This is a genomic window from Kitasatospora sp. NPDC127067 (assembly GCF_042724755.1).
GTDB classification, from domain to species: domain Bacteria; phylum Actinomycetota; class Actinomycetes; order Streptomycetales; family Streptomycetaceae; genus Kitasatospora; species Kitasatospora lactacystinica.
On sequence record NZ_JBHXEM010000033.1, the window covers coordinates 16,198 to 38,614 of the forward strand.

Genomic DNA, 22,417 nt, shown 5'->3' on the forward strand with positions numbered 1-22,417 from the left:
CGCAGCCGTCCGACGCGCACCCCTCCCGGTGTCACGCCAACAGCGCCTCGAACCGGTACTCGGGCGCGGTCAGGGGCTGCTCGGACCAGATGACCTTGCCCCGGGCCGTGTACCTGGTGCCCCACCGCTCGGCCAGCTGCGCCACCAGGAACAGGCCCCGGCCGCCCTCGTCCGTGGTGGCGGCGTAGCGCAGGTGGGGGGCGGTGCTGCTGCCGTCGGAGACCTCGCAGACCAGGCTGCTGTCCTTCAGCAGCCGCACCCGGATCGGCTCGGCGCCGTAGCGGATGGCATTGGTGATCAGCTCGCTGAGGATCAGCTCGGCCGTGAAGGTCAGCTCCTCCAGTCCCCAGGCCGTCAGCCGCTCGACGCACTCGTTGCGGACGCGGGACACGGCGGCGAAGTCGAACGGCACGTCCCAGACGGCCACGCGGTCGGGATCGAGCAGCCGGGTGCGCGCGACGAGGAGGGCGATGTCGTCGCTGCGCCGCGGTGGGACCAGCGCGTCGAACACGGCCCGGCAGGTGTCCTCCGGGGACCGGTGGTCCTGGGCGCCGGTCAGCGACCGGCGCAGCTCGTCGAGCCCGGTGCCGAGGTCGCGGTCGCGGTTCTCGACCAGCCCGTCGGTGTAGAGGACGAGCGCGGTTCCGGGTTCCAGCCGCAGCTCGGTGGTCTCGAAGGGCAGTCCGCCCACGCCGAGCGGCGGGCCGGCCGGCAGGTCGGCGAACTCCACACCGCCGTCGGGGTGGACCAGCGCGGGCGGGGGGTGCCCCGCCCGCGCCATGCTGCACTGGCCGGAGACCGGATCGTAGATCGCGTACAGGCAGGTCGCCCCGGTGACGGGCGCGTTCTTGCCCTCCTCCGCCGTCCCGGCCTCCTCGTCCTGGTCGAGTCGGGTGACCAGCTCGTCGAGGCGGGCGATCAGTTCGTCCGGGGGCAGGTCGAGGGCGGAGAAGTTGAGTACGGCGGTGCGCAGCCGGCCCATGGTGGCGGCGGCGTGCAGGCCGTGGCCGACGACGTCGCCGACGACCAGGGCCACCCGGAAGCCGGGCAGCGGGATGACGTCGAACCAGTCCCCGCCGACCCCGCGCAGCGCGGGCAGGTAGCGGTAGGCCACCTCCATGGCGCTCTGCTCGGGCAGCCCCCGGGGCAGCAGGCTGCGCTGCAGCGTCTCGGCCATCCTGTGCTCACGGGTGTAGCGGCGGGCGTTGTCGACGCAGATCGCCGTGCGGGCCACCAGTTCCTCGACGACGGAGAGGTCCTCGTCGTCGAACGGCGCGGATTCACCCGCCCGCCAGAAGTTGACCGTGCCCAGGGTCAGGCCGCGCGCCCGCAGCGGCGAGGTGATCAGCGAGTGCATCCCGTACCGGAGCACCTGGTCGGCGGCCTCCGGGGCGGCCGTCCGCCGGTCCTGCTCATGGCGCAGGTCGTCGGCCAGCGCGGCGGGCCCGGTCTTCAGGACGGTCTCGTGCGGGGCACCGGGGAGCGGGCTGAGCTCCGTGCCCACGGGCATGAACGGCCAGTCCTCGCCGCGGCCGCCGGTGGCCGCGCGGTGGAGTCGCGGGCCGTGCTCGATGCCGAGGTCCGGGTACAGCTCCTCGCCGCGCAGCACGGGCTCGGCGAGGTCGACCGTCGTGAAGTCCGCGAACCGCGGAACCACCACGTCGGCCAGCTCCTGCGCGGTCCGTGTCACGTCCAGGGTGGTGCCGACGCGCAGCCCCGCGTCGTAGAGCAGCTGCAGCCGGGCCCGGGCCGCCTCGGCCTGCCCGGCCAGTGCCCGCAGGTCGGTGGTGTCCCGGACGGTCGCGACGCTGCCGGACCCGCCGCCGAACGGTGCGGTGGGGCGGTTGTTGACGGCGAGCAGCCGGTCCCCGGCCCGGTGCACCTCGTCGGTCGCGGTGCGCCCGGCGGCCAGCAGCCCGGCCAGTCCTGGGTCGAGCCCGAGTTCGTCGACCGGCCGCCCTTCCACCCGGGGCGGCAGCTCCAGCAGTCGCCGGGCCTCGTCGTTCGCCAGCAGGACCCGTCCGTCCCCGCCGACGATCAGCACGCCCTCGCGGACCGCGTGCAGCACCGCGTCGTGGTGCTCGTACATCCGCGTCATCTCGGCCGGGCCCAGGCCGTGCGTCTGGCGCCGCAGCCGCCGCCGCACCAGCAGCGCCCCGCCCATGCCGACGGCGAGCGCGACCGCCGCGCCGCCGAACAGCAACGGCAGCTGGCGGCTCACCGCCGTGCCCACGTGGGCGACGGTGATTCCGACGCCGACCGCTCCGGCGACCGAGCCGTCCGGTCGGGTGACCGGCGCCCCGGACTCCACGACCCGCCCGACGGGCGTCTGGAAGCTGTCGGTGGTCGGCCCCATGAGGGAGCGCGCGAACGGGCCGATCACATGCTTCCCGATCAGGTCGGGGGTCTGGGCCGTGTAGCGGATCCCCTCCGGGTTGGCGAACACGACGTAGTCGAAGCCGCCCTGCATCACGATCTTGTCGGCCAGCGGCTGCAGCACCGCGGTCGGATCGGGTCCGTCCATCGCGCTCACCACACCGGGAGCCTGCGCCAGGGCGACGGCCGCGGCACGGGTACGGCCCGCGGCCACGCCGGTGGCGTAGGTCCGGGCCTGCAGGACGAGCGTCGTCAGCGCGGCCCCGACCAGCAGCGCCACCACGACCAGCAGACACACGAACACCTGGCCGGCGACGCTGCGCACCCGCAGCCGCGAGCGCAGGCCGCGCCCGGGCGGCCGCTCCTGCCCGGGTCCGCCCGGGTCCGTACCCGCGGCGTCATGGCCGTCCGCTGCGCGCATCGGCCCGGATCAGCTTTCGGCGCGGTCGTTCATACGGGTCTCCCGTCGTCCGACGGCTGAGAGGAGTTCCGAGGCAGTGGCACCATCCTCGGCCGGACGCCGCCTCGGCCTTCAGCCTAGTACCGGGCCCTCGGCCGTGCCTCCACAGCCGCCGGGACCCAGGGCCGCACGGGCGGCGCGGGGCCCGGCTGCCACCTGCGGTCGTCCGGATCGCCGGGGAGCGGGCAGGCGCCTCACAGGTCCGCCGGGACGGGCCGTCCTGCTCCCCGTGCCCCGACCGGGCAGGGCGGGTGCCGCCCCGGGCGGATGCCTGTCGGACGACCGCCGGGCCGGGCCGGTGCCGGATCGACGGCGGGAGGCTGCCACCTCACCTCTCCCGCCCCCTGGAAGCATGGCCGACGCCCTGTCAAACTGCGGGCCTCACAGCCTACTTGGAGAGGAACGAGCCATGACGAACGGCGAAGCGCACAGACCGCCGGCGCACCGGCTACGGGCGCTGCTCAGCCTGCTGGTCCTGGCCGCGGCCGCGCTGCTGGCCGGCCCGGTGCCGTCCGCCGCGGCGGCGGGCGGCGAGGCGGAGGCGTACTACATCGGGGACGACGGGGGCCTGTGGAGCTACCAGTACTCGGACACCGCCGGCAGCTGGAGCACGGCCGCTCGGCGCGGGCCGGCCGCGCTCGCCCCGCCGGGCGCGCGGGTGGCGGCGGTGCGGACCCCCGGCCACCGGCCCGCGGTCTACTTCACCGCGACGGACGGCTCGCTGTACGAGTACTGCGCGGACAACCCGGGCTCGGCGCCGTTCTCGATCAGCGGCCCGGCCACGGCCGAGCCCGGCGGGCGGATCACCGCCGCGTGGGCGGGCACCCGGCTGACCCTGGTCACCGGCACCTGGACGGGCGCCACAGCGGCGGCGGCACCGGCGGTCCCGCAGTTCAACGACGCGTGCCTCCCGATGACCGTGGACTGGCGCCGGCTCCCCGCCCCCGCCCTTCCGTCCTCGGAGGCGGCCTCCTTCGCCGTCACCGGCCGCGCCGGGATCTTCACGGTCGGCGACAGCGGCGGGGTGACCGTCGGCTGGACGTCGCAGGCCACCGGCGGGCTGACCAGCTACACCATCGCCCCGGCGGGCAGCGCCCGACCGGGCGGCGGCATCGCGGTGGCCCCCGGCACCACCTCCGGCACCGTGTCGGTGTTCTTCGCCGGCCGTGACGGACGGCTCAACCTGGCGACGGTCGGCGCGGGGGCCGGGCGCATCGGCTCCCTCCAGGCGAACACCACCGCCCCGACGGGCAGCGTCCCGGACGGCGCCGTCGTCTCGGCGGCCAGGAACGCGGCCGGCACCGCCGTCGGCTACGTCGCCGCCGACGGCTCCATCACCCTCGCCCACCTGTCCTCCGCGGGCCTGTGGCAGAGCACCGAGGCGATCAGCGCCACCGGCTTCTCCAACCCCGGCAGCTCGGTGGCCATCTCGGACGTCGACGGCTATCCGGCCTGCGGCACCAACGGCCCCCGGGTCGTCCACTTCGGCCCCGTCCGCGGCCCGTCCCCCGATCCGTGGGTCGCGGCCGGTCTGAACGCGACCGTCGGCGCCGCCATGACCTTCGTGTAGGCGCGACACGACAGAGCCGACGAGTCGGGCCGGTTCGGCGCGAGGGGCCCGGCTGTGCGGGGATGTGTGCTGCGGTGTGCGGACGTTCTCGGGCGCACCGCGGGGCGCCCGGGGGTGCCGGCGGCTGAGCGTCGGCACCCCCGGGCGGCGCCCCGTGGCGGCGTCCGCGGGGCTCAGCCCCGGCTCGCCCTGGCGTGCCGGATGTCGGTGAGCACGGTCGGGGCGCCGCCGAGCCACCAGGTGGGGTCGGCGCTGCCGTCGCTGGTGCGGCCGTCGCGGTGGACGTAGTGGCGCACGTCCCGTCCGGGGTCGGCGAACTCGCGGGCGAGGGCCCGCTGCAGCCACTCGGCCCCGAACCGGAAGACCTCGGCCGCCACTCCCCCGAGCGGGTGGAACTCGTCCTCGTAGACCCGCAGTTCCTTCGGCGCCCGGACCCGCTCGAAGCTCTCCAGCGCCTGGCCGAGGTCGGTGAGCTCGTCGAACTCGCCGATCCCGTACAGCACCGGGCAGGTGATGCCGGCCACCAGGTCGCCCAGCGGCATCCGCCCGGCCAGGTCGCGGTCGAAGGCCTCCTCGTCGGTGTACCCGGCCATGAACATGTAGTTGTTCTTGAAGGTCGGCTGGGCACGCTCGAAGATCGTCGCGAAGTCCCCGGTGACGGCCTCGAAGGCGGCGAGCGCGGCCAACCGACGGTCGGTGGCGGCGGCCCGGGATCCCCAGTAGCCGCTCATCGAGATGCCGAACATGCCGATCCGCTCGGCGTCGACCTCCGGGAGCGCGGCCAGGTGGTCGAGGTAACGGCCGATCGCCCGCTCGTAGTTGCCGAGGTCGACGGTCAGCCCGCCGGCGCGGCTCTCGCCCTGGCCCGGCCCCTCGATGGACAGCGCGACCATGCCGCGCGAGGTGTAGTAGCGCTCGGCCGCCCAGATGTAGTCCTCCTTGATCATGTCCATCCCGGGGCCGAGGATGACGGCCGGCGCGTTCTCGACGGGTCCGGCCGGCAGGTGCAGCAGGGCGAAGATCCGCGAGCCCTCGAAGTCCAGTTCCACCCGCCGCACCCGGCCGTCGCGCAGCGCGCCCAGGCGCTCCACGCAGTGATCGGCGCGCCGGCGCATGGCCGTCTTGCGCGGGTCGGCCGCGTCGAAGATCGAGTACTGCGCCCGGCCCCACATCACCGCCGCCCGCAGGTAGAGGTCGGCGGCGGTCTGCGCGAACCCGCCGCGCTCGTGGTGGGCGGCGCGCTCCTCGGCCTGGCCGGCCACCGTCGCCCACGCCTTGGGCAGCATCGCGCCGCTCCTGACCAGCGCGAAGACCTTGGCGAAGTCGGTGTGGTCGTGGCCCAGCTGCTCCATGGTCCCGACGGCCTCGGGGTGCAGCGCGTCGAAGCCGCCCTGGGCGAGGGCGGTGTCCAGGGCCCAGGTCTGGCCGGTGGAACGGATGGTCATGGGTGTCCTCCTGGGGATCTGCCCAGCATTTGGCTAAGCACTTAATGAGTAAGTACTTAGCTATTAAGTACTGAGGCTAGGCTGCTGTCAACCCGCCGAGGAGGACCGACCATGACCGAGACGCCACCCACCGACGACCGCGCCCGGGCACTCGACCGCCTGGCCCGCGCCGCCTACCGCCTCAGCGCCGCCGACGCCCGGCTGCGCGGACGCGCCACCCGCACCCCGGGCGCACTCTCCCTCACCCACGCCCGGGCCCTGCGCACCCTGGCCGAACAGGGGCCCCTCACCATCAGCGGGCTCGCCGCCGCCACCGAGACCACCGGCGCCGCCACCACCCAGCTGGTCAACGGCCTGGTCACGGCCGGCTACGTCACCCGCACCCGCCAGCCCGAGGACAAGCGCTCCGTCCTGGTCGCCCTCACCGACACCGGCCGGGCCCGGCACGACCAGCGCCAGAACGCGCTGGCCGAGGCCCTGCACACCGACCTGGACGACTACGACGACGACGCCCTCGACCGGGCCGCCGAGGTGCTGCAGCGGCTGTCCGCCGTCTACGACCGGCTGTGAGGCCGCCGGCCGGTCCGAAAACCGCACCCGGGACGTCCGGCTCCCCTTGCCGTCACCGACTTTGACGATTCATCGGAAATCCGCACGGATACCGTTGGGATCTCAGTGCCGAACCGACGACCCTGGCCGCCGCCGGCGCCGCCCGGCTGGTGGAGGCGATCATGGCCGACGCCTTGGGCGCCGGGTCCTGCTGACGCCCACCGCCGACCCGGCCACTGTGTTCGACGCCGTACGCGGCACGGGCCCGGTCCTCGTCGTGGACCAGTTCGAGGAGGTCGTCACCCTCGGCGCCGACGAGGCCGAACGGGTGGCCCCGTCTGCCGTCATCGACGGTGACGCGCCGGGAAGGGTGCGGGTTCGCTGTCGGCGGAGACGGGGACGCCCCGCACACGGATTCCGTGCGGGGCGCCCGCTCGTGTGCAAGGGGTCAGGCGAGGCGGATGCGCTCCGCCTGCGGGCCCTTCGGGCCCTGCACGACGTCGAAGGTCACCTTCTGACCCTCCTGGAGTTCACGGAAGCCCTGAGCGTCGATGTTCGAGTAGTGGGCGAACACGTCGGGGCCGCCGCCGTCCTGCTCGATGAAGCCGAAGCCCTTCTCGGCGTTGAACCACTTCACGGTGCCGGTGGCCATGCTCTTCTCCTTCGTGGGGACTGATCGGGTCCCACGGGTGCGGGCCCGGAGATGATCGCCTTGGTCCGGAGAGGCATTGAGCAATGAGAACGCCCACGGCGGGTAACCGCGGGCGAGAACTTCGGAACCACGACTGCTTGATCAAAACGTTACACCGCAGAACATCCCGCGGCCAGGAAGTCCAACCGCGGGCGAAGCGGCGTGGTTGTCGCGCCCGCAGGCGATGAGGTCGGCGTCGACCCGCCGGACGCCACCCACCGGGGCGGGGCTCCCTCCCCGAAGAGATGCGGGAGGCCCGGAACTGGCAGACCCTTGGAGGAGATCCGACCTCCGAGGAGAGCGATGACCGGTGCCAGTGCCTCACGGGAACCGAGCGTCATGGTGCACATGTCGATCTCCGGTGCGCCACCGGTGGCGAACGTCGTCGCCGACACGGTGGGGCAGTCGTTCAGGCTTATCGCCGTCCCTGGTCCTGGCTCCGCGAGGGACTATGTCTCCCTCGCCGATCAGGTGGTCCACACCCGCTGGCAGGTGGACACGTCGGCGCCGATCGCGGAGCCCCCCGCCCGACCGGTTGCCCGCGCAGATGCCGGTTCCGGCCCGGTGAAGGTGGAGCTCGGTGGCAGAGCCGACGCCGTGGCCAAGGTCGCGGCGCTGATCCGCGCCCGTTTCCGCACCGGACCCCCGGCGGGATTCTCCCAGGCGTTCGAAGTGTGGCCGGGGAGTCCGCCGGACGCCACAGACCGGCCATGACCGAAGCGGCATGCGTGGCCGTACTCAGGTCACGGCCGACGGACACCGTCCTCGCACGCCGGGTCGGCGGGGGGACGGACGGACACGGCCGCGCACTCCTCGGATCTGTCGGCCCACCGACCGCCGGTGGTCGGCCGACCTCGTCGTCACCCCTCGGCCGGAGCCTGCTCAGGGCCCAACAGGCCGCATTCCACTGTCGGTCAGGCAGAGGTTGCCGAACAACATCCACCAGCTCCCGGGCCGGACCGGCCGTCGGCCTGCCGCGGGCCGTCCACCGACCCGCCACGGCCGCCCGGCCGCGCGGCGTACGGCCCCGTCAGGGCGTCTGGACCGAGGCGCCCAGCCGGTAGTCGTGCGCGGTGAACGCGGCGGCGACGGCGAAGCGGTCCGCCCGGACGAGCGTCTGCCGCCACTCGATCGGACGCCCGTCGGTGTCGCGGCCGAGCCGGTCGATCGCCAGCAGCGCGGTGGTCGCGGGGCAGTCGAGCAGGATGCGCTCCCCCCGGCCGGGGACCACCGCGCGGATGCGTTCCCAGCCGCCGCGGATGCTGCGGCCGCAGTGGCGTTCGAGCTCGTCGTAGAGCGAGGTGTGGGTGAAGTCGACGTCCAGCAGCGGGTGGGCCACGTCCGCGGGGAGCCAGATCCGGTCGACGGCCAGCGGTTCCTCGTCCGCCAGGCGGACACGTTCGAGGTAGACCAGCGGCGTGGACTCCTCCAGTCCCAGGCGGGCGGCGATGACGCCGTCGGCGCGCCGGTCGAGCGCGCGCACGACGCTGCGCTGGACGGCACCGACCTCCTCGACGGAGCGGAACAGGCTGTACGCCTCACCGATGTCCTGCTCCAGGGGGCGGCTCGCGGTGAACCGCGAGGCCTTGCCGCGCTGAGCGGTGACGAGGCCCTCCTCGCGGAGCTTGCGCAGGGCCTCGCGGACCGTGTGCCGGCTGACCCGGTACTCGGCGACGAGGTCGTGCTCGCCGGGGAAGACGTCGTGGAACTCGCCCTCGTCGAGCCGGCGCAGCAGGTCGGCGCGCAGCTGCGCCCAGAGCGGACTGCCCGCGGCCCGGGTGAGGGGCCGGGGGCCGGGACCGGGCGCGGAGGTCACGGCGCCCTCCTGGGAGTCAGGGGTCGGGTGGGTGGTGCGGGACACGAGGTGAATGTACGTACCTTCGGGGGGACAGCACAAAATCGGTGCCTGCCGGGCACCGACGGGCATCGCCGGGTGGCGACCGGCGGAAGGCGACCGCCGTCCGGACCCGAGGTGTCCGGGCAGCGGTCGCCGCGCTCACGCGGAGGCCGTCAGGCGAAGGAGCCGATCAGCATGAACGCCGCCACCGCGAGCAGGACGACGGCGAAGGCCCGCTGCAGTGCCGCGCCGGAGAGCTTGGCCGCCAGTCGCTTGCCGTCCCAGGCGCCGAGGACGGCGGCGCCCACGAACGGTCCGAAGACCGCCGGGTCGACGGAGATGTCCGTGACCGTCAGGCGGGTGCCGAGGGAGACCACCGAGTTGACGACGATGACCACCAGGCTGGTACCGACGGCCTTGCGCATCGGCAGCCGGAGCACCGACACCAGCGCGGGCACCGCGAGGAAGCCGCCGCCGACTCCCAGCAGGCCGGTCACCGCCCCGAGGCCCGCGCCGGCCGCGACCGTGCCCAGGTGCCCGTCCCGGCCGGCCGGTTTCGCGGACGGAGCGGCGCCGCCGCCGTCCCCGGCCGCCCCGGCCGGCACGCGCCGCGCGCTTCGGGCGCCGCTTCGGGCGCCGCGCAGCATCACCGCGGCGGCCAGCGCGGCCAGGACGGCGAACGCGGAGGTCAGCGCCGGCTGCGGGATGCGGTGGGCGAGCACGGACGCCCCGATGGCGGGGAGCACGCCGGCCGCGGCGAACAGTGCGCCGGTGCGCCACTGGACGGTGCCGCTGCCCGCGTGGCGGGTCAGCGCGGTGACGGAGGTGGCGGTGACGATGACCAGGCTGGTGGTCCCGGCGTCGGAGGGCGACAGGCCCAGCAGGTACACCAGGGCCGGGACCGCGAGCACTCCCCCGCCGCCGCCCAGCGCGCCGAGGGCCACGCCGACCACGGCTCCACAGAGCAGAGCGGTGATCAGGACGCTCACGCCGTGACGCCGTCCGCGGCCTGGCCGGCGGGACGCACGACCTCGCCGTTCCAGGCGGCGAAGCCGCCGCGCAGGTCGACGGCCTCGAAGCCGCGGGCGCGCAGCACGGACGCGGCCACCGAGGAGCGGTTGCCGCCCGCGCAGATGACGGTCAGCGGCTGATCGGTCGGCAGGTCGCCCAGGCGGGCGAGCAGTTCGGGCAGCGGGAGGAGCCGGGCGCCGGGGAGGGTGCCGTTGTCCTGTGTCTCGCCCGGGCCGCGTACGTCCAGCAGCATGAAGTCGGCTTCGCCCTCGACGAGTTGACCGTCGGTGGAGCGGGCGAGGGAGCGGGCGAGGTCGTCGGCGTCCACGCGCACGACCGAGGTCAGGTGCGCGGCGTCGATCGCCTCGACGGCGGTGCCCAGGGCGCCCAGGACGCGGTCGAAGCCGATCCGGGCGAGGCGGGTCCGGGCCTCGGTCGCCGTGTCCGGGTCGCCGCACAGGACGACGGGGTCCTGGGCGTCGAGCACCTGGCCGGCGAGTTCGGCGAACCGGCCGCCGAGGGGGATGTTGACCGCGCCGTGCAGGTGGGCGGCGGCGAACGCCTCCGGATCCCTGGTGTCCAGCACGGTGGCGCCGCCTGCCCGGGCCTGGAGGAACGCCTCCGGGGTGAGCGGCGGGACGGGGGTGTCCTCGTCCAGGACCGGACGGGCCTGGCGGTTGCGCACCGAGGTGAACGCGAAGTAGGCGGGCGCGGCGGGCTGGCCGGCGGTCACCACGGCGACGAACTCGTCCTCGGTCATGTCGGCCAGGGCGTAGTTGCCACGGCGCTGGTTGCCGATCGTGCAGCTCAGCTCGGTGGAGAGGTTCTTGCCGCAGGCCGAGCCGGCGCCGTGCGCCGGGTAGACGCGCGTGTCGTCGGGGAGGGTCAGCAGGGCCCGGGTGGAGCGGTACAGCAGGCGGGCCATCTCCTCGGCGGACCGGCCGCGCGAGCTGAGCAGGTCGGGGCGGCCGACGTCGCCGATGAACAGCGTGTCGCCGGTGAGCACACCGAACGGGACGGCGTCACCGGCGTGTTCGCGCACGACGACGCAGATCGACTCCGGGGTGTGGCCCGGGGTGTGCAGGATCTCCAGGTCGACCTCGCCGAGGCCGATCCGCTCGCCGTCGCCCAGGGGGTCGGTGTCGAAGTCCAACGCGGCGGCGGAGCCGTAGGAGATGCGCGCGCCGGTGCGCTCGGCGAGTTCCAGGTGACCGGAGAGGAAGTCCGCGTGGATGTGGGTCTCGATGACCCGCTCGATGGTCAGTCCGTGCTGTTCGGCGGTGGTGAGGTACTCGCGGACGTCGCGCTGGGGGTCGACCACGACGGCCCGGCCGGTGGTGCGGTCACCGACGAGGTACGAGGCGTGGGAGAGGCAGTCGAGGTAGAACTGCACGAAGACCAGTGGTCCGGCGGGCGTCGTCATCCGGGGCTCCTGAGGGTGGAGGGTGGTTGCGCCCCGCGGCCTTGAGGGCGGGGCGTGGGTACGGGCGGGTGTGAGCGGGTGCGGGTGCGGGATGTCGCCCGGCAGCACGCCGTGGGGCGCGCGAAGGGCCGCGCCGGCGGGAGGCCCGAGTGGTGGGCCGTACGGGAGATCCGGGGCGCGCGGGCGCCCGGGGGTGCGTGACCGCGAGGGTCAGGCAAGCCCGCGGAGCATGAGGTTCCAGTAGAGGAACGGCAGCCCGCGCCGCTTGAGGTACCACATGTCGGTGCGCTCGCGGACGGTGTTGATCACCGGGATCGACGGGGCGGGCCGCCCGCTGTAGTCGAACTCGGCGAGCAGCATCTTGTTGCGGGCGGTGGTCAGCGGGCAGGAGGCGTAGCCGTCGTACGCGGCCTCGGGCTCGCGGCCGTCGAGGGTGGCGAGGAGGTTCTCGACGAGCACCGGGGCCTGCTTGCGCACCGCTGCGCCGGTCTTGGAGTTCGGGGAGGATCCGGCGTCACCGAGCGCCCACACGTTGGGGTAACGGACGTGCCGCATGGTGTACTTGTCGATCTCGACGTAGCCGGCCGGGTCGTCCGCGCCGGCGAGCGGGCCGTGCTTGATCCAGTCCGGGGCGCTCTGCGGCGGCACCAGGTGGGCGACGTCGTACGGCAGGGTCGTCCTGCCCCCGGTCCCCAGATCGGTGACGACCACCTCGCGGGCCTCCGGGCGCACCTCGGTGACCTCGCTCCCGTAGTGGACCTTGATGCCGTACCGGCGGACCACGCCTTCGAGGACGCGGGCGAACTCCGGGACGCCGAAGATGGCGGCGCCGGGGATCACCAGGTGGACGTCGATCCTGCCGAGCACGCCCTCCCTGCGCCAGTGGTCGGCGGCCAGGTAGGCGATCTTCTGCGGGGCGCCGCCGCACTTGATGGCTCCCGCGGGCATGCTGAACACCGCGCTGCCGGAGCGGGTCCCGCGGATGAAGCGCCAGGTCGCGGGGGCGTGCTGCGGCAGGTAGTTGCTGGACAGTCCGTCCTGGCCGAGCCCGGCTTCCAGACCCGGTATCCGGTCCCAGTCCAGCTGGATGCCGGGGCAGACCACGAGGTGGTCGTAGGAGACCGTGCCGCCGTCGTCCAGCGCCACCTCCCGGGCCTCGGGGTCGACGGCGACCGCGGCGCGGCGTATCCACTGCACGCCCTTCGGCATGACGGACGCCTGGGGCCGGATGCTCTCCGCCAGCGGCGCCCGGCCTCCGCCGACCAGCGTCCACAGCGGCTGGTAGTAGTGATGACCGCTCGGATCGAGCACCGCGACGTCCCGCTGGCCGGCGCGGCGCAGCCGGGCCGCGACCGAGATTCCCGCGGTCCCGCCGCCGATGATCACGATCCGGTGATGCCTGGTTATCAAGTGGACCCTCCCTGGCGAAATGTACGGACATTAAGCTAGGTCGGACCCGCCACGGATCGCAAGCCATTGTCCGTACATTTGCCTCCGGGGCACGGCGCCGCCCTGATCGACCGCCACGGGCGGCGTCCGGCCGACGTGCCGAACGGGACTTGCGCGGATTCCCCGACACCCGGCAGGGCGTGATGACACGATGAACGGGCCATGGTCAGGCCCGACTTGGAGGTCGTCGTTGCCGGGTGACAAGCGGAGCGTCCAGGAGAGAGTCGTGCCCACCGCACGGATCACCCCCGGCGACTTCCCCACCAGCCCGCTCGCCCTGCGCTTCGCCGACCCCGCCGGACAGACCACGGCCCGCGCCTTCGCCACCGGGCAGGCGGCCGCCGCCACCGAAGCGGCCGGCCTGCTGGCCCGGATGTGGGAGACCGCCGCGGACCGGCCCGCCCGGGTCGCCGCGCTGGCCACCGTCCACGCGCGGCTGGTCGACTGGCGCTACCGCCTCGCCGTCACGATGGGCCCGCCTCCCGGCATCGCCGGCACCGCCTTCAACCCGGAGCGCTTCCGCACCCCGATCCGGGAGGGCGACACCAACTACGACCGCCTCGGCGAGGTCGGCCGTCTGCGCGAGGGTGCTCGATGGGACCGGACCACCCGCACCTACACCGGCGGCCGCGCGACCCCGGCCTGGGAGGCCATGCTCCGCTACGGCCGTCTCGCCGAGCGGCGCTTCGCCGCCGAGGGCGTCACGGGCGACATCCTCCAGAACCGGGTGCTCCTGCCGGACGGACGGCGGATCGCCGGCAACCGCCTCCTGCGGGGCGACGCCGCCCGCCGCACCGACGCCGAACTCGTCGCCCGGTACGCGGCCCGCGGCCTGGACACCTCCTGGATCGAGAGCGGCGGCACGCCGATCTACACCGCCACCCCCGCGCCCCGGGACGGCGCCGTCCTGCACGCCGCCGCCCTGGACCTCCTGGCCCACCCCCGCCTCACCACCGAGGACTACCTGCTGGCCCGCTACCTGCTCTTCCAGGCCCCGCGGACCAAGAAGGGGAGCGACGCCGTGACCAGGACGTTCATCGTCGCGGTCGGCGCCGTCGCCCTCCCCGGCACCGCGCCCGCCCTGCCCGAGGACATCGACCTGCGCAGCTACGTCCTCGGCCAGCCCGGCTTCCGCCCGTAGCCGGGCAGCGCCCGCACGGCTCACCCGACGGTCCCCGGTCGGCCCCCGCCCGAACCCGCCCCCGGCCCGAGCTGCCCCCGGGCCCGACCTGCCCCAGGACCCGAGCTGCCCCCGGACCCCAGGATAATGATCTTGTTTGTCGGGCGGGGCCGAGCGAGGACGGGCGGCATGCGGATCAAGGTTCTGGGGCCTCTCCAGGTCGTACGGGGAGAGGACGGGCGCACCGTCGAGGTCGGCGGGGCGCGGCTGCGGCTGCTGCTGGTCCGGCTGGCCCTCGACCCCGGGCGGGTGGTCACCCGCGAGCGGCTGGTCGACGACCTCTGGGGGGACACGCCACCGGACGAGCCCGCCGGCGCCGTGCAGTCCCTGGTCTCCCGGCTCCGCCGGGCGCTGGGGACGGACCGGACGGTGATCGGCTCGCATCCCGCCGGGTACCTGCTCGACCTGCCCCGGGCGAGCGTGGACGCCTGGGACTTCGAGCAGCGCGTGACGGCCGGGCGGGCGGCGCTGGCGGCGGGCGGGTTCGCCGAGGCGGCCACCGTGCTGGGCGAGGCGGTGAAGCTGTGGCGCGGGGCGCCGTTCACGGACGCCGAGGGCGCCGGATTCGCCGCCGCACCGGCGGCCCGGCTGGCCGAACTGCGGCTGTCGGCGGCCGAGGACCACGCGGACGCGGTCCTCGCGCTCGGCGCGGCCGACCGGGTACCAGGACTGGTCGCGGAGCTCACCGAACTCTGCGCGGCCCACCCGCTGCGCGAGCGGGCCGCCGCCCGTCTGATGCGCGCGCTGGAGACGAACGGGCAGCAGGCCGCGGCGCTGGAGGTGTTCGAACGCACCCGGCGGGCGCTGGCCGGGGAACTGGGCGCCGACCCGTCCGCCGAACTGCGGGACGTCCACCTGCGGGTGCTGTCCGGCGCCGAGCCGCCGAGGTCGGGACCTGCCCCGGCGCCCGTGGGCAGCCCGGCCGGACGCGCCGCGCTGCCCACCTGGCTGACCGGCCTGGTCGGCCGCGACGACGCGGTGACGGCGATCCGGGAGCGGCTCGGCCGGTCGCGCCTGGTGACGCTCACCGGGCCGGGCGGCGTCGGCAAGACCCGGCTGGCGGTCGCGGCCGCGGCCGCCGCACCCGTCGGAATCGACGTACGGCTGGCGGAACTGGCCGAGGTCAGCGCCCCCGAGGTCAGCACCCCCGGCGTCAGCGCCCCCGACGCGGTGGCCCGGGCCGTCCTGACGGCGGTCCGTCCGCCGCAGGACTCCGGAGTACCGACGGACGGACTGCCCGTCGGCACCCCTGCCGGCGATCCGGTCGACCACATCGTCCGCGCGTTGGAGGGCCGCGAGACCCTGCTCGTCCTGGACAACTGCGAACACGTGGTCGAGGCCGCGGCCCGGCTGGCCCACCGACTGCTGACCGCCGTGCCGGGCCTCACCGTGCTGGCCACCAGCCGGGAACCGCTCGGGCTGACCGGCGAGACCCTCTGGCCGGTACCCCCGCTCGCCGTACCCCCGCCGGCCACCACCGCGGAGGAGGCGCTCGCCCATCCCGCCGTCGCCCTGTTCGCCGAACGGGCCGCCGCGGCGGCCCCGGACTTCACCCTCGACCGGAACACCGTCGAACCCGTCGTCCGGATCTGCCGGGAACTGGACGGCCTCCCGCTCGCCCTGGAGCTGGCGGCGGCACGACTGCGTTCCCTCGGCCCCGGGCACCTCGCGGCGCGGCTGCACGACCGGCTCCGGCTGCTGGACCGGGGCCCCCGCACCGCCCCCGGCCGGCATCGCACGCTGCGCGCCGTCATCGGCTGGAGCTGGGACCTGCTCGACGAGGACGAACGCGTCCTGCTGCGGCGGCTGTCGGTGTTCGCCGGCGGGGCGCTCCTGTCCGACGCCCACCGGGTCTGCTCCGGCCGTTGGCCGGGCGGTCCGGCACCGGACGTGGTGGCCGTGGAGGACCTGCTGGCCTCCCTGGTCGAGAAATCCCTGGTGGTGACCACAGGCCGGGGCGGCGGTCCGCTGCGGTTCCGGCTGCTGGAGACCGTTCGCGAGTACGCCGCCGAACAGCTCGTCGCGGCCGGGGAGGCGGACCGGACCGGCGCCGAGCACCTGGGCCGCTACCTCGCCCTCGCCGAGACCGCCGAACCCCGGTTGCGCACGGACGACCAGCTGAACCGGCTGGCCCGGCTGGACGCCGAGCACCTCAACCTGGACGCGGCGCTGCGCCGGGCGGTCGCCGTCGGCCCGCCGGAGCACGCGCTGCGGTTGGCGGCCGCCCGGGTCTGGCCGTGGCTGATGCGCGGTCAGGGACACGAGGCCGGTGAGTGGACGACGGCCGTCCTCGCGGCTCACGGCCACACCCCGCCGCCCGGCCTGGAGCAGGCGCACGCGCTGTGCGTGATCCTCTCCGGGCTCACCGCGCCACTGCGGGATCCGGACGGGACTGCGGCCCCGGCCGAGGCGATGGGACAGGCGTTGGTCACGGCGCTGGAGGCCGACCACCCGGTCGCGCTCGGGGCGGCGCTCCTGCTGGCCCTGGGCGGGCCGCCCGGGGCCACGAGCGCGGCGGCGGAGCGGTTCCTCGGGCATCCCGACGCCTGGGTCCGGGCCGGCGCCCATCTGGCGCTCGGCCGCATCGAGCTGGGCGCCGGCCGGATCGCGGAGGCCGAACACGGTCTGCGGGCCGCGGTGGACGGCTTCCGGGCGCTCGGTGACCGCTGGGGCCTGGCGATGGCCCTGGTCACGCTGGCCGCGCTGCTGTCCGTCACCGGCGCGGCCGACGAGGCGCTGACCGCGCTCCTCCAGGCCCGCGACTGCGACGCCCGGATGGGCGGCGCCGGCGATGCCCCGCTGCCGCTGCTGCTGTCCGGCCGGCTGCGGACCCGGAACGGCGAGCCGGACGCGGCCCGGGCGGACCTGGAACGCGCGCTGGCCGCCGCCGTACGGGCGCGGGACCCGCACCTCCAGGCCGCGTCCCGCTACGCGCTCGGTGAACTCGCCAGAAGGACCGGCGACTTGACGGCGGCGCTGCGCGACCAGCAGGAGACGGTACGGAGGCTGGAGCGCCTCTCCCCGGCCGACGCCGCGGCTCCCACCCGGCGGCACCTGCTCGCCCTGCTGCACACCAGCCTGGGCCGCATCCGGCTTCGCCTCCGCATGCCCGAGCAGGCCGCCCTGCTGCACCGCCGGGCGCTGGAGCTGGCCGCGGACAGTGGTGACCGGCCGGTCCGGGCCGACGTGCTGGAGGGCTTCGCCGAGTACTGCCTGGCCCAGGGCGAGCCGACCCGGGGCGCGGCCGCACTGGGCGCGGCGTACGCGCTGCGCGGAGCCCATGACGCGGGCGACCCGGAGCTGCGCGCCGTCCTGGACGGCTGCGCCGAGGCGCTCGGTGAGGACGGCTTCCGCAGCGCCTGGGAGCGCGGCCGGGCACTGTCGCGACCGGAGTCGCTGGCCCGGGAGGCAGGCTGACGGTTCCGCCGAGCCGGTCGACAAGGGGCGGCGGACAGGTCCGCACGGCCCCGCTGCCGGGGCTGGGCGGACCGGTCGGCTCAGCCCGCGAAGGGCTGCCGGTCGGGTGCGCAGACCGTCCCGCGCGCCGGGAGCACGCCGTCGATCAGGTAGCGCGTCTCGTACCGGGCCGCGCAGCCGCTGGGGTTGGCCAGGACCGTGTGGCCGTAACCGTCGACGGTCAGCAGTTCGGCGCGGGCCAGCGACCGGGCCATGGCGCGGGACCCCTCGTACGGCATTCCCGGGTCCCCGGTGGCGGCGACGACCAGGATCGGCCGGGCGGTCCGGTGGTTCCACGGGCCGTCGTAGCGGTCGCGGTCCCGGACGGGCCAGTCGGCGCAGCGCTCCGCGGCCCACGCGAAGTACGGGCCGACCTCGCCGGAACGGGAGCGGGCGAGTGCCGCCTGGGCCGGGTAGTCGGCACCGGCCGGCGGGTTGGCGCTGTCCGAGCACATCACCGCGAGCGCCTGGTCGGGGGACGCGTGGGAGACGGGCGGCAGCGGCGCGGCGGGTGCCTCGGTGGCGGTCCACAGGGCCTGGAGCGTGCCGCCGAGCCGGGACCAGCCCGTGCCGGGCAGGCCGGGGACGGGGTTCGCCGCGTAGAGCGAGAGGACCGTCGTCTCCAGGGCCGAACCGGCGGTGAAGGTCGTGCCGGAGACGGCGACCGGCCGGGTCCGCAGCCGCTGGAGCAGCTCGGCGAACCGGGCACGCGTGGCGGTGGCCGTCCCGGTGGAGAAGGCGCACGCCTTCGGGCCGACCCGACCGCACCGGTCGAGGAAGGCGTCGAGGATCCGGCCGGCTGCCAGGTCGTTGCCGTTGCGCAGGAGGGTGCCTTCGGCCGCGGCCTGCCCGTTCCGGCCGGTGGACCAGGCCACCGGGTCCATGGCGCTGTCCAGGACCATGGCGCGGACCCGGCCGGGGAACAGGTTGGCGTAGGTGGCACCCAGGTAGCTGCCGTACGAGGTGCCCAGGTAGCTGAGCTGCCGGTCGCCGACCGCGCGGCGCAGCAGGTCCATGTCCCGGGCGACGTTCGCGGTGGAGACGTGGGACAGCAGGGCGGCGCCGCGGGCCCCGCACTGCCGCCCGAGGCTCCGGTAGGCATCGGTCCACGCCCGCTGCTGGACGGCGTCCTCGGGGTAGCCGGCCGCGGTGCCGGCCAGCAGGGCCTGCTCGTCCGCCGGGTTCTCGAAGCACTGGACGCCGGAACTGCCGCCGGTGCCCCGCGGGTCGAAGCTGACGATGTCGAAGCGCGCGCGGACCTCCTCGGGGAAGAGGTCGAGCATCGCGGGCAGGGCCGCGGTGCCGGGCACGGCCGGGCCGCCGGGGTTGTAGAACAGCGAGCCGATCCGGTGGGCCCGGTCGCTCGCCGGGTGACGAATGACGGAGAGGTCCAGGCCCGCCCCGTGCGGGTCGTGGTGGTCGAGCGGGACGCGGGCGCTCGCGCACTCGAAGCCGTCCCCGCAGCTCGCCCAGTCGAGGCCCGGCCCCCGGGCGGGGTGCGCCGCCGGGGGAGGGGGGGGGGGGGGCGGCGCGGGCCGCGCGGCCCCCCCCCCACCACACGGTGCGCGTCAGCTGGCGTCGACAGCCCAGGTGTAGCTGAGCTTCCAGAGGGTGGTCGGAGCGACGTGCCGAACCACCTCGACGGCCCGGCCCTCGGCGGTGCGGGCGATGTGCGTGATCTCGAAGACCGTCCGGTCCGACGGAATGTCGAGCGCCTCGGCCTCCTCGTCGGTGGGCTGGCGGACTTCGACGTCCTCGGTGATCTCGACCTGGGCGTGGCCCTGTTCGGCGAGCCGCGAGATCGACCCGCCGGTGCCGGTGTCCTCCTGTTCCAGGACGGTGCCGAAGGCGATGTCGCCCGGGAAGTAGGAGGTCGCCAGCTGCACCACGGTGTCGTCGGCGTACATCACGCGCGCCCGGATGAGGACGGCCTCGGTGGCCGCGACGCCCAGAATCTCCGCAACGTCGGCCGGGGCCGGCCCGCGGGAGATGGTCGGGACGCTGCGGGGGGTCATGCCGAGGCGCTGGATCTCGGCGCCGAAGGCACCGCGGGCGCCGTTCTCCTCGCGGGAGGACTTGCGATACCGGCTGGTGGAGTCCCGGTAGATCTTGTCGAGGATGCTGCTCACGAAAGTGCCCTTGCCCTTCTTCGCCACGACGAGGCCCTCGGATTCGAGAGCGCGGACGGCAGACCTGACGGTCTCGTAGTGCCAGCCGGTTTCCTCGGCCAGCTCACGGATCTGCGGGAGAGCGGACCCCTTGGCGAACTCGCCGGACTTGATCTTGGCGCGCAAGTCGTCGGCGAGCTGCCGCCACTTGGGTGTCTTCCGCTCGGGCATTTCCAGCCGTCCTTGTCTCGCTCGTACTGAGTGTGGAGCCCACTATAGTCAGACCTAGGTCTGATGCGCTCGTCGGGGTCATGTATCCCGTGCCGTGCGGTTTGAAACCGCGGCTCAAGTCCGGGAACGCTCGGTCCGGTCGTCGAATCCGTGGTCAGTCGGCAGGGCTCGGCGCTGGGCCAGCCAGCCCGAGACGCCCTGTCCGCCAACGCCGCCGCCCGCCACTGTCCGCACGTGCTCGTACCCCTGCGAGAGCCAGAACGCCTGCAAACCCTCGTTAGTGGTCCAGACGTTCACCCGAACCCACAGGCCGCCGACACGTGCAGTCCGGTCCCCCGCCCAGTTGAGCAGTCGGCCCCCGAGACCCTGGCCCGCGTAGTCGCGGGCAACGGTCAACTTGTGCAGGTGCTTGCACGGCTCGGAGAGCTCCTCCGGGCTCCAGAGGTCCGGCTCCGGGTTGTCATCCAGGGTGACCGTCGCGGCCGGGACTCCGTTGTCGCGCACGATGAAGACCGTGCCAGCCTCCGCGCTGGCGCGCAGCAGCTCGGTGGGGAACGGGTTGCTCCACTGGTCGATGCCTCGGCTGCGGAGCCAGCGTGCCGTCTGGTGACGGAACTCCAGGAGCAGCGGCACGTCGTCCGCAGTGGCGGTTTCGATGATCACTGGGCGCCCTTGGGTGGTGTGTGGCGGGTGTCGATGTCGTAGCTGACGACGTTGAGGTCGGCCCGGAAGGTCGTCACTGTGCTGCGCACCGGCCGGTCGTCGGCGGTGTAGCCGGTGCGGGTCCAGATCATCACCGGCACGCCGGGCCCGATCTGCAACTCGCGCGCCTCGGTCGGCGTCGGCATCCGCGCCGCGTGGGTGTCGTGGAAGCGCACCTGTTCCAGGCCGAGCCCGTTCAGGTAGCGCGTCGTGCCCTCGGCGATGTCCCGCGGCTCCGCGATCCGAGGGGCCGTGCTCACCACCCAGGCCGGGTAGTGCGTGGCCTGGGTGCTCCAGGGCACGTCATCGACGAACCGCAGCTGATGGCGCAGGACCGTCGACGACTCGGGCTCGACGGCCAGGCGGCCGGCGATCTCGGGCGACGCGGGCTGCATTTCGAGGCGGAACTCCTGGTGAGGCCGGCGCCCGTTGCGCCTGACCTCGTCGGAGTAGGCGTCGCCGTCTTGCTCCTCGTCGAGGGTGAGGTTCTCGAACCGGCTGGCGTCCAGGACGAAGACGTCGTGCCGGCGGACCTCGTAGCCACGTCCCTGGCTGGGGGCGATCAGACCCTCAGTCACGAGGACGTTCAGTCCTGCGCGCACGGTGTTCCGCGCGGCGCCGAAGCGCTCGCACAGATCGCGCTCCGAGGGCAGCTTCCCGTCGGCGAACCCGCCGCCGTCGATCTCGGCGCGCAGGCTGTCCGCGACCTGCTTGTAGAGAGCTTTCATACGCCCATCATGACCTACTCGCGCAACTGGTTCATACATGTGGTTCCACCTCCTTGACTCGTGACGTTCTGCTGGGGCACGATCACTCTACAACTGGTTCATACAAGTTGCGCAAGATGCACGACCCGAACCAATGCAATCAGATCTAGGTCTGTTGACAATCGGCTCCAAGCCTGCTGTCATCGGTAACGCAAGGCGGTCAGACCTAGGTCTGACTGTTGAAGTGCAAAACATCCTCATAGCTCGACTGCGCCGGCTGATGGTGAAGACCAGACCCGGGGGCTTGCGCAGGTACCTCCCCTAAGCAGCTGTGCTGCCCAGGCCTCGCGGACGACGTGTCGCTCGTGAGGTGTGGAGAACACAGCCGCAGTCCAGCCCCTCCGACTCCTCGGGAGACCGTGATGCGCAGCAACTCTCGGCCGGCCCTTCGGCTCAGCGACTTCCGCCCCCACCAGATCGAGATGAACCCCGGCATCCCCTTCTCCTTGATCTGCCCCGACTGCAAGGTCTGGCGCCGCATCAACCGCAGCAAGATTCAGCCCCACTTCCTCGACGACGAGACGACGTACTGCCCGGCCAGCGCCCAGCGCGTCGAACAGGACGTCACCCCCGAGCAGTGGGCGGCGCAGATCGCGGAGGGCGTCGCGGAGATCGCCTCCCGCCGACCGACCAAGGTGCTCCGCAAGGTGCCGACCCCCAAGCCCCCGGCGATCACCCAGCTCAACCCGGCCCCGGCCACCGCGGACACCGCCCGCCAGACGTACGAGGCGCACCGCAACGGCTGCTCGACCTGCACCGGCCGCAAGCACTGCACCGACGGCGGGCGCCTGGCCGCCACCTACCTCCGGCTGCTGCGACAGGAGCCGCAGCGCCGCGCAGCCCAGGCCCGCACCGAGCAGGAGCAGCGCCGCACCGAGCGCCGTCAGGCTCAGCAGCAGCCGAAGCGCCGGGCGGCCGAGTGGCGCCGGGTTGACCGGTCCGTCGAAGACGCCAACACCCGGCGGTCCGAGCCGCTCAAGGGCGCGCGCAGCCCGATCTTCCCGCTGACCATGCCCGAGGGCACGCCCGTCGAGCCGCTCAAGGAGCGCCCGAAGCGCTCCCGGACCCGCGCTGCCGCTTGACTCTCCGCCAGCACGAACCACCAAGGCCGCCGCCGACCCGATCCGGGTGGGCGGCGGCCTTGGCTGCTCGTGCAGCCAGA

17 protein-coding genes are annotated in these 22,417 nt (G+C 74.2%); 6 read left to right on the top strand and 11 right to left on the bottom strand.

Going from position 1 to position 22,417, the window contains the following annotated elements; translation table 11 throughout:
* Nucleotides 1–31: 31 nt before the first annotated feature.
* Nucleotides 32–2,797, bottom strand: coding sequence for a SpoIIE family protein phosphatase (locus tag ACFWJ4_RS16370; protein WP_380544257.1), 2,766 nt, complete (start codon nucleotides 2,795–2,797; stop codon nucleotides 32–34).
* Nucleotides 2,798–3,245: 448 nt separating this feature from the next.
* Here ACFWJ4_RS16370 and ACFWJ4_RS16375 point away from each other — a divergent pair, with 448 nt between their 5' ends.
* On the top strand, nucleotides 3,246–4,406 hold the full coding sequence (locus ACFWJ4_RS16375) for a hypothetical protein (RefSeq protein WP_380544260.1): 1,161 nt from the start codon (nucleotides 3,246–3,248) through the stop codon (nucleotides 4,404–4,406).
* 173 nt (nucleotides 4,407–4,579) lie between these two features.
* Here the strand turns inward: ACFWJ4_RS16375 and ACFWJ4_RS16380 are convergent, their stop codons facing one another.
* Nucleotides 4,580–5,851, bottom strand: coding sequence for an alpha/beta hydrolase (locus ACFWJ4_RS16380; RefSeq protein WP_380544263.1), 1,272 nt, complete (start codon nucleotides 5,849–5,851; stop codon nucleotides 4,580–4,582).
* 111 nt (nucleotides 5,852–5,962) lie between these two features.
* Between ACFWJ4_RS16380 and ACFWJ4_RS16385 the strand changes: the two genes are divergently transcribed.
* Complete coding sequence (locus ACFWJ4_RS16385; RefSeq protein WP_380544266.1) at nucleotides 5,963–6,421, top strand: MarR family winged helix-turn-helix transcriptional regulator; 459 nt, start codon at nucleotides 5,963–5,965, stop codon at nucleotides 6,419–6,421.
* Nucleotides 6,422–6,848: 427 nt separating this feature from the next.
* On the opposite strand, the gene ACFWJ4_RS16390 is transcribed toward ACFWJ4_RS16385, so the two are convergent.
* Nucleotides 6,849–7,052 carry a cold-shock protein gene (locus tag ACFWJ4_RS16390; RefSeq protein WP_359909730.1) on the bottom strand — a complete coding sequence of 68 codons (204 nt, stop codon included), beginning with the start codon at nucleotides 7,050–7,052 and terminating at the stop codon, nucleotides 6,849–6,851.
* A 342-nt stretch (nucleotides 7,053–7,394) separates the two neighbouring features.
* Here ACFWJ4_RS16390 and ACFWJ4_RS16395 point away from each other — a divergent pair, with 342 nt between their 5' ends.
* Nucleotides 7,395–7,805: a hypothetical protein gene (locus ACFWJ4_RS16395; RefSeq protein WP_380544268.1), complete on the top strand. Its 411-nt coding sequence runs from the start codon at nucleotides 7,395–7,397 to the stop codon at nucleotides 7,803–7,805.
* A 316-nt stretch (nucleotides 7,806–8,121) separates the two neighbouring features.
* Here ACFWJ4_RS16395 and ACFWJ4_RS16400 read toward each other — a convergent pair whose 3' ends face one another.
* The 4 genes from ACFWJ4_RS16400 to ACFWJ4_RS16415 form a co-directional block, all read right to left on the bottom strand.
* Nucleotides 8,122–8,952, bottom strand: a complete 831-nt coding sequence (locus ACFWJ4_RS16400; RefSeq protein WP_380544271.1) for a GntR family transcriptional regulator — start codon at nucleotides 8,950–8,952, stop codon at nucleotides 8,122–8,124.
* A 149-nt stretch (nucleotides 8,953–9,101) separates the two neighbouring features.
* Nucleotides 9,102–9,917, bottom strand: coding sequence for a sulfite exporter TauE/SafE family protein (locus ACFWJ4_RS16405; protein ID WP_380544274.1), 816 nt, complete (start codon nucleotides 9,915–9,917; stop codon nucleotides 9,102–9,104).
* A complete protein-coding gene (locus tag ACFWJ4_RS16410) occupies nucleotides 9,914–11,362 on the bottom strand; it encodes a rhodanese-like domain-containing protein (RefSeq protein ID WP_380544277.1) in 1,449 nt (482 codons plus the stop codon). Before ACFWJ4_RS16410 ends, ACFWJ4_RS16405 begins: the two co-directional genes overlap by 4 nt.
* 210 nt (nucleotides 11,363–11,572) lie before the next feature.
* Entirely contained in the window at nucleotides 11,573–12,772 is a 1,200-nt protein-coding gene (locus tag ACFWJ4_RS16415; RefSeq protein ID WP_380544280.1) for an FAD-dependent oxidoreductase, read from the bottom strand.
* 265 nt (nucleotides 12,773–13,037) lie between these two features.
* On the opposite strand from ACFWJ4_RS16415, the gene ACFWJ4_RS16420 reads away from it, so the two are divergent.
* Both ACFWJ4_RS16420 and ACFWJ4_RS16425 read left to right on the top strand, forming a co-directional pair.
* Nucleotides 13,038–13,952: a hypothetical protein gene (locus ACFWJ4_RS16420; RefSeq protein ID WP_380544283.1), complete on the top strand. Its 915-nt coding sequence runs from the start codon at nucleotides 13,038–13,040 to the stop codon at nucleotides 13,950–13,952.
* 168 nt (nucleotides 13,953–14,120) lie between these two features.
* Complete coding sequence (locus ACFWJ4_RS16425) at nucleotides 14,121–17,408, top strand: BTAD domain-containing putative transcriptional regulator (protein WP_380544286.1); 3,288 nt, start codon at nucleotides 14,121–14,123, stop codon at nucleotides 17,406–17,408.
* An 80-nt stretch (nucleotides 17,409–17,488) separates the two neighbouring features.
* Here ACFWJ4_RS16425 and ACFWJ4_RS16430 read toward each other — a convergent pair whose 3' ends face one another.
* The 4 genes from ACFWJ4_RS16430 to ACFWJ4_RS16445 form a co-directional block, all read right to left on the bottom strand.
* Complete coding sequence (locus ACFWJ4_RS16430; RefSeq protein WP_380544289.1) at nucleotides 17,489–18,757, bottom strand: alpha/beta hydrolase; 1,269 nt, start codon at nucleotides 18,755–18,757, stop codon at nucleotides 17,489–17,491.
* Nucleotides 18,758–19,015: 258 nt separating this feature from the next.
* Nucleotides 19,016–19,786, bottom strand: coding sequence for a GntR family transcriptional regulator (locus ACFWJ4_RS16435; protein WP_380544292.1), 771 nt, complete (start codon nucleotides 19,784–19,786; stop codon nucleotides 19,016–19,018).
* A gap of 114 nt (nucleotides 19,787–19,900) precedes the next feature.
* On the bottom strand, nucleotides 19,901–20,449 hold the full coding sequence (locus ACFWJ4_RS16440) for a GNAT family N-acetyltransferase (RefSeq protein WP_380544295.1): 549 nt from the start codon (nucleotides 20,447–20,449) through the stop codon (nucleotides 19,901–19,903).
* On the bottom strand, nucleotides 20,446–21,216 hold the full coding sequence (locus ACFWJ4_RS16445; RefSeq protein WP_380544298.1) for a GntR family transcriptional regulator: 771 nt from the start codon (nucleotides 21,214–21,216) through the stop codon (nucleotides 20,446–20,448). Before ACFWJ4_RS16445 ends, ACFWJ4_RS16440 begins: the two co-directional genes overlap by 4 nt.
* A gap of 401 nt (nucleotides 21,217–21,617) precedes the next feature.
* Between ACFWJ4_RS16445 and ACFWJ4_RS16450 the strand changes: the two genes are divergently transcribed.
* Complete coding sequence (locus tag ACFWJ4_RS16450; protein WP_380544300.1) at nucleotides 21,618–22,337, top strand: hypothetical protein; 720 nt, start codon at nucleotides 21,618–21,620, stop codon at nucleotides 22,335–22,337.
* Nucleotides 22,338–22,417 lie beyond the last annotated feature (80 nt).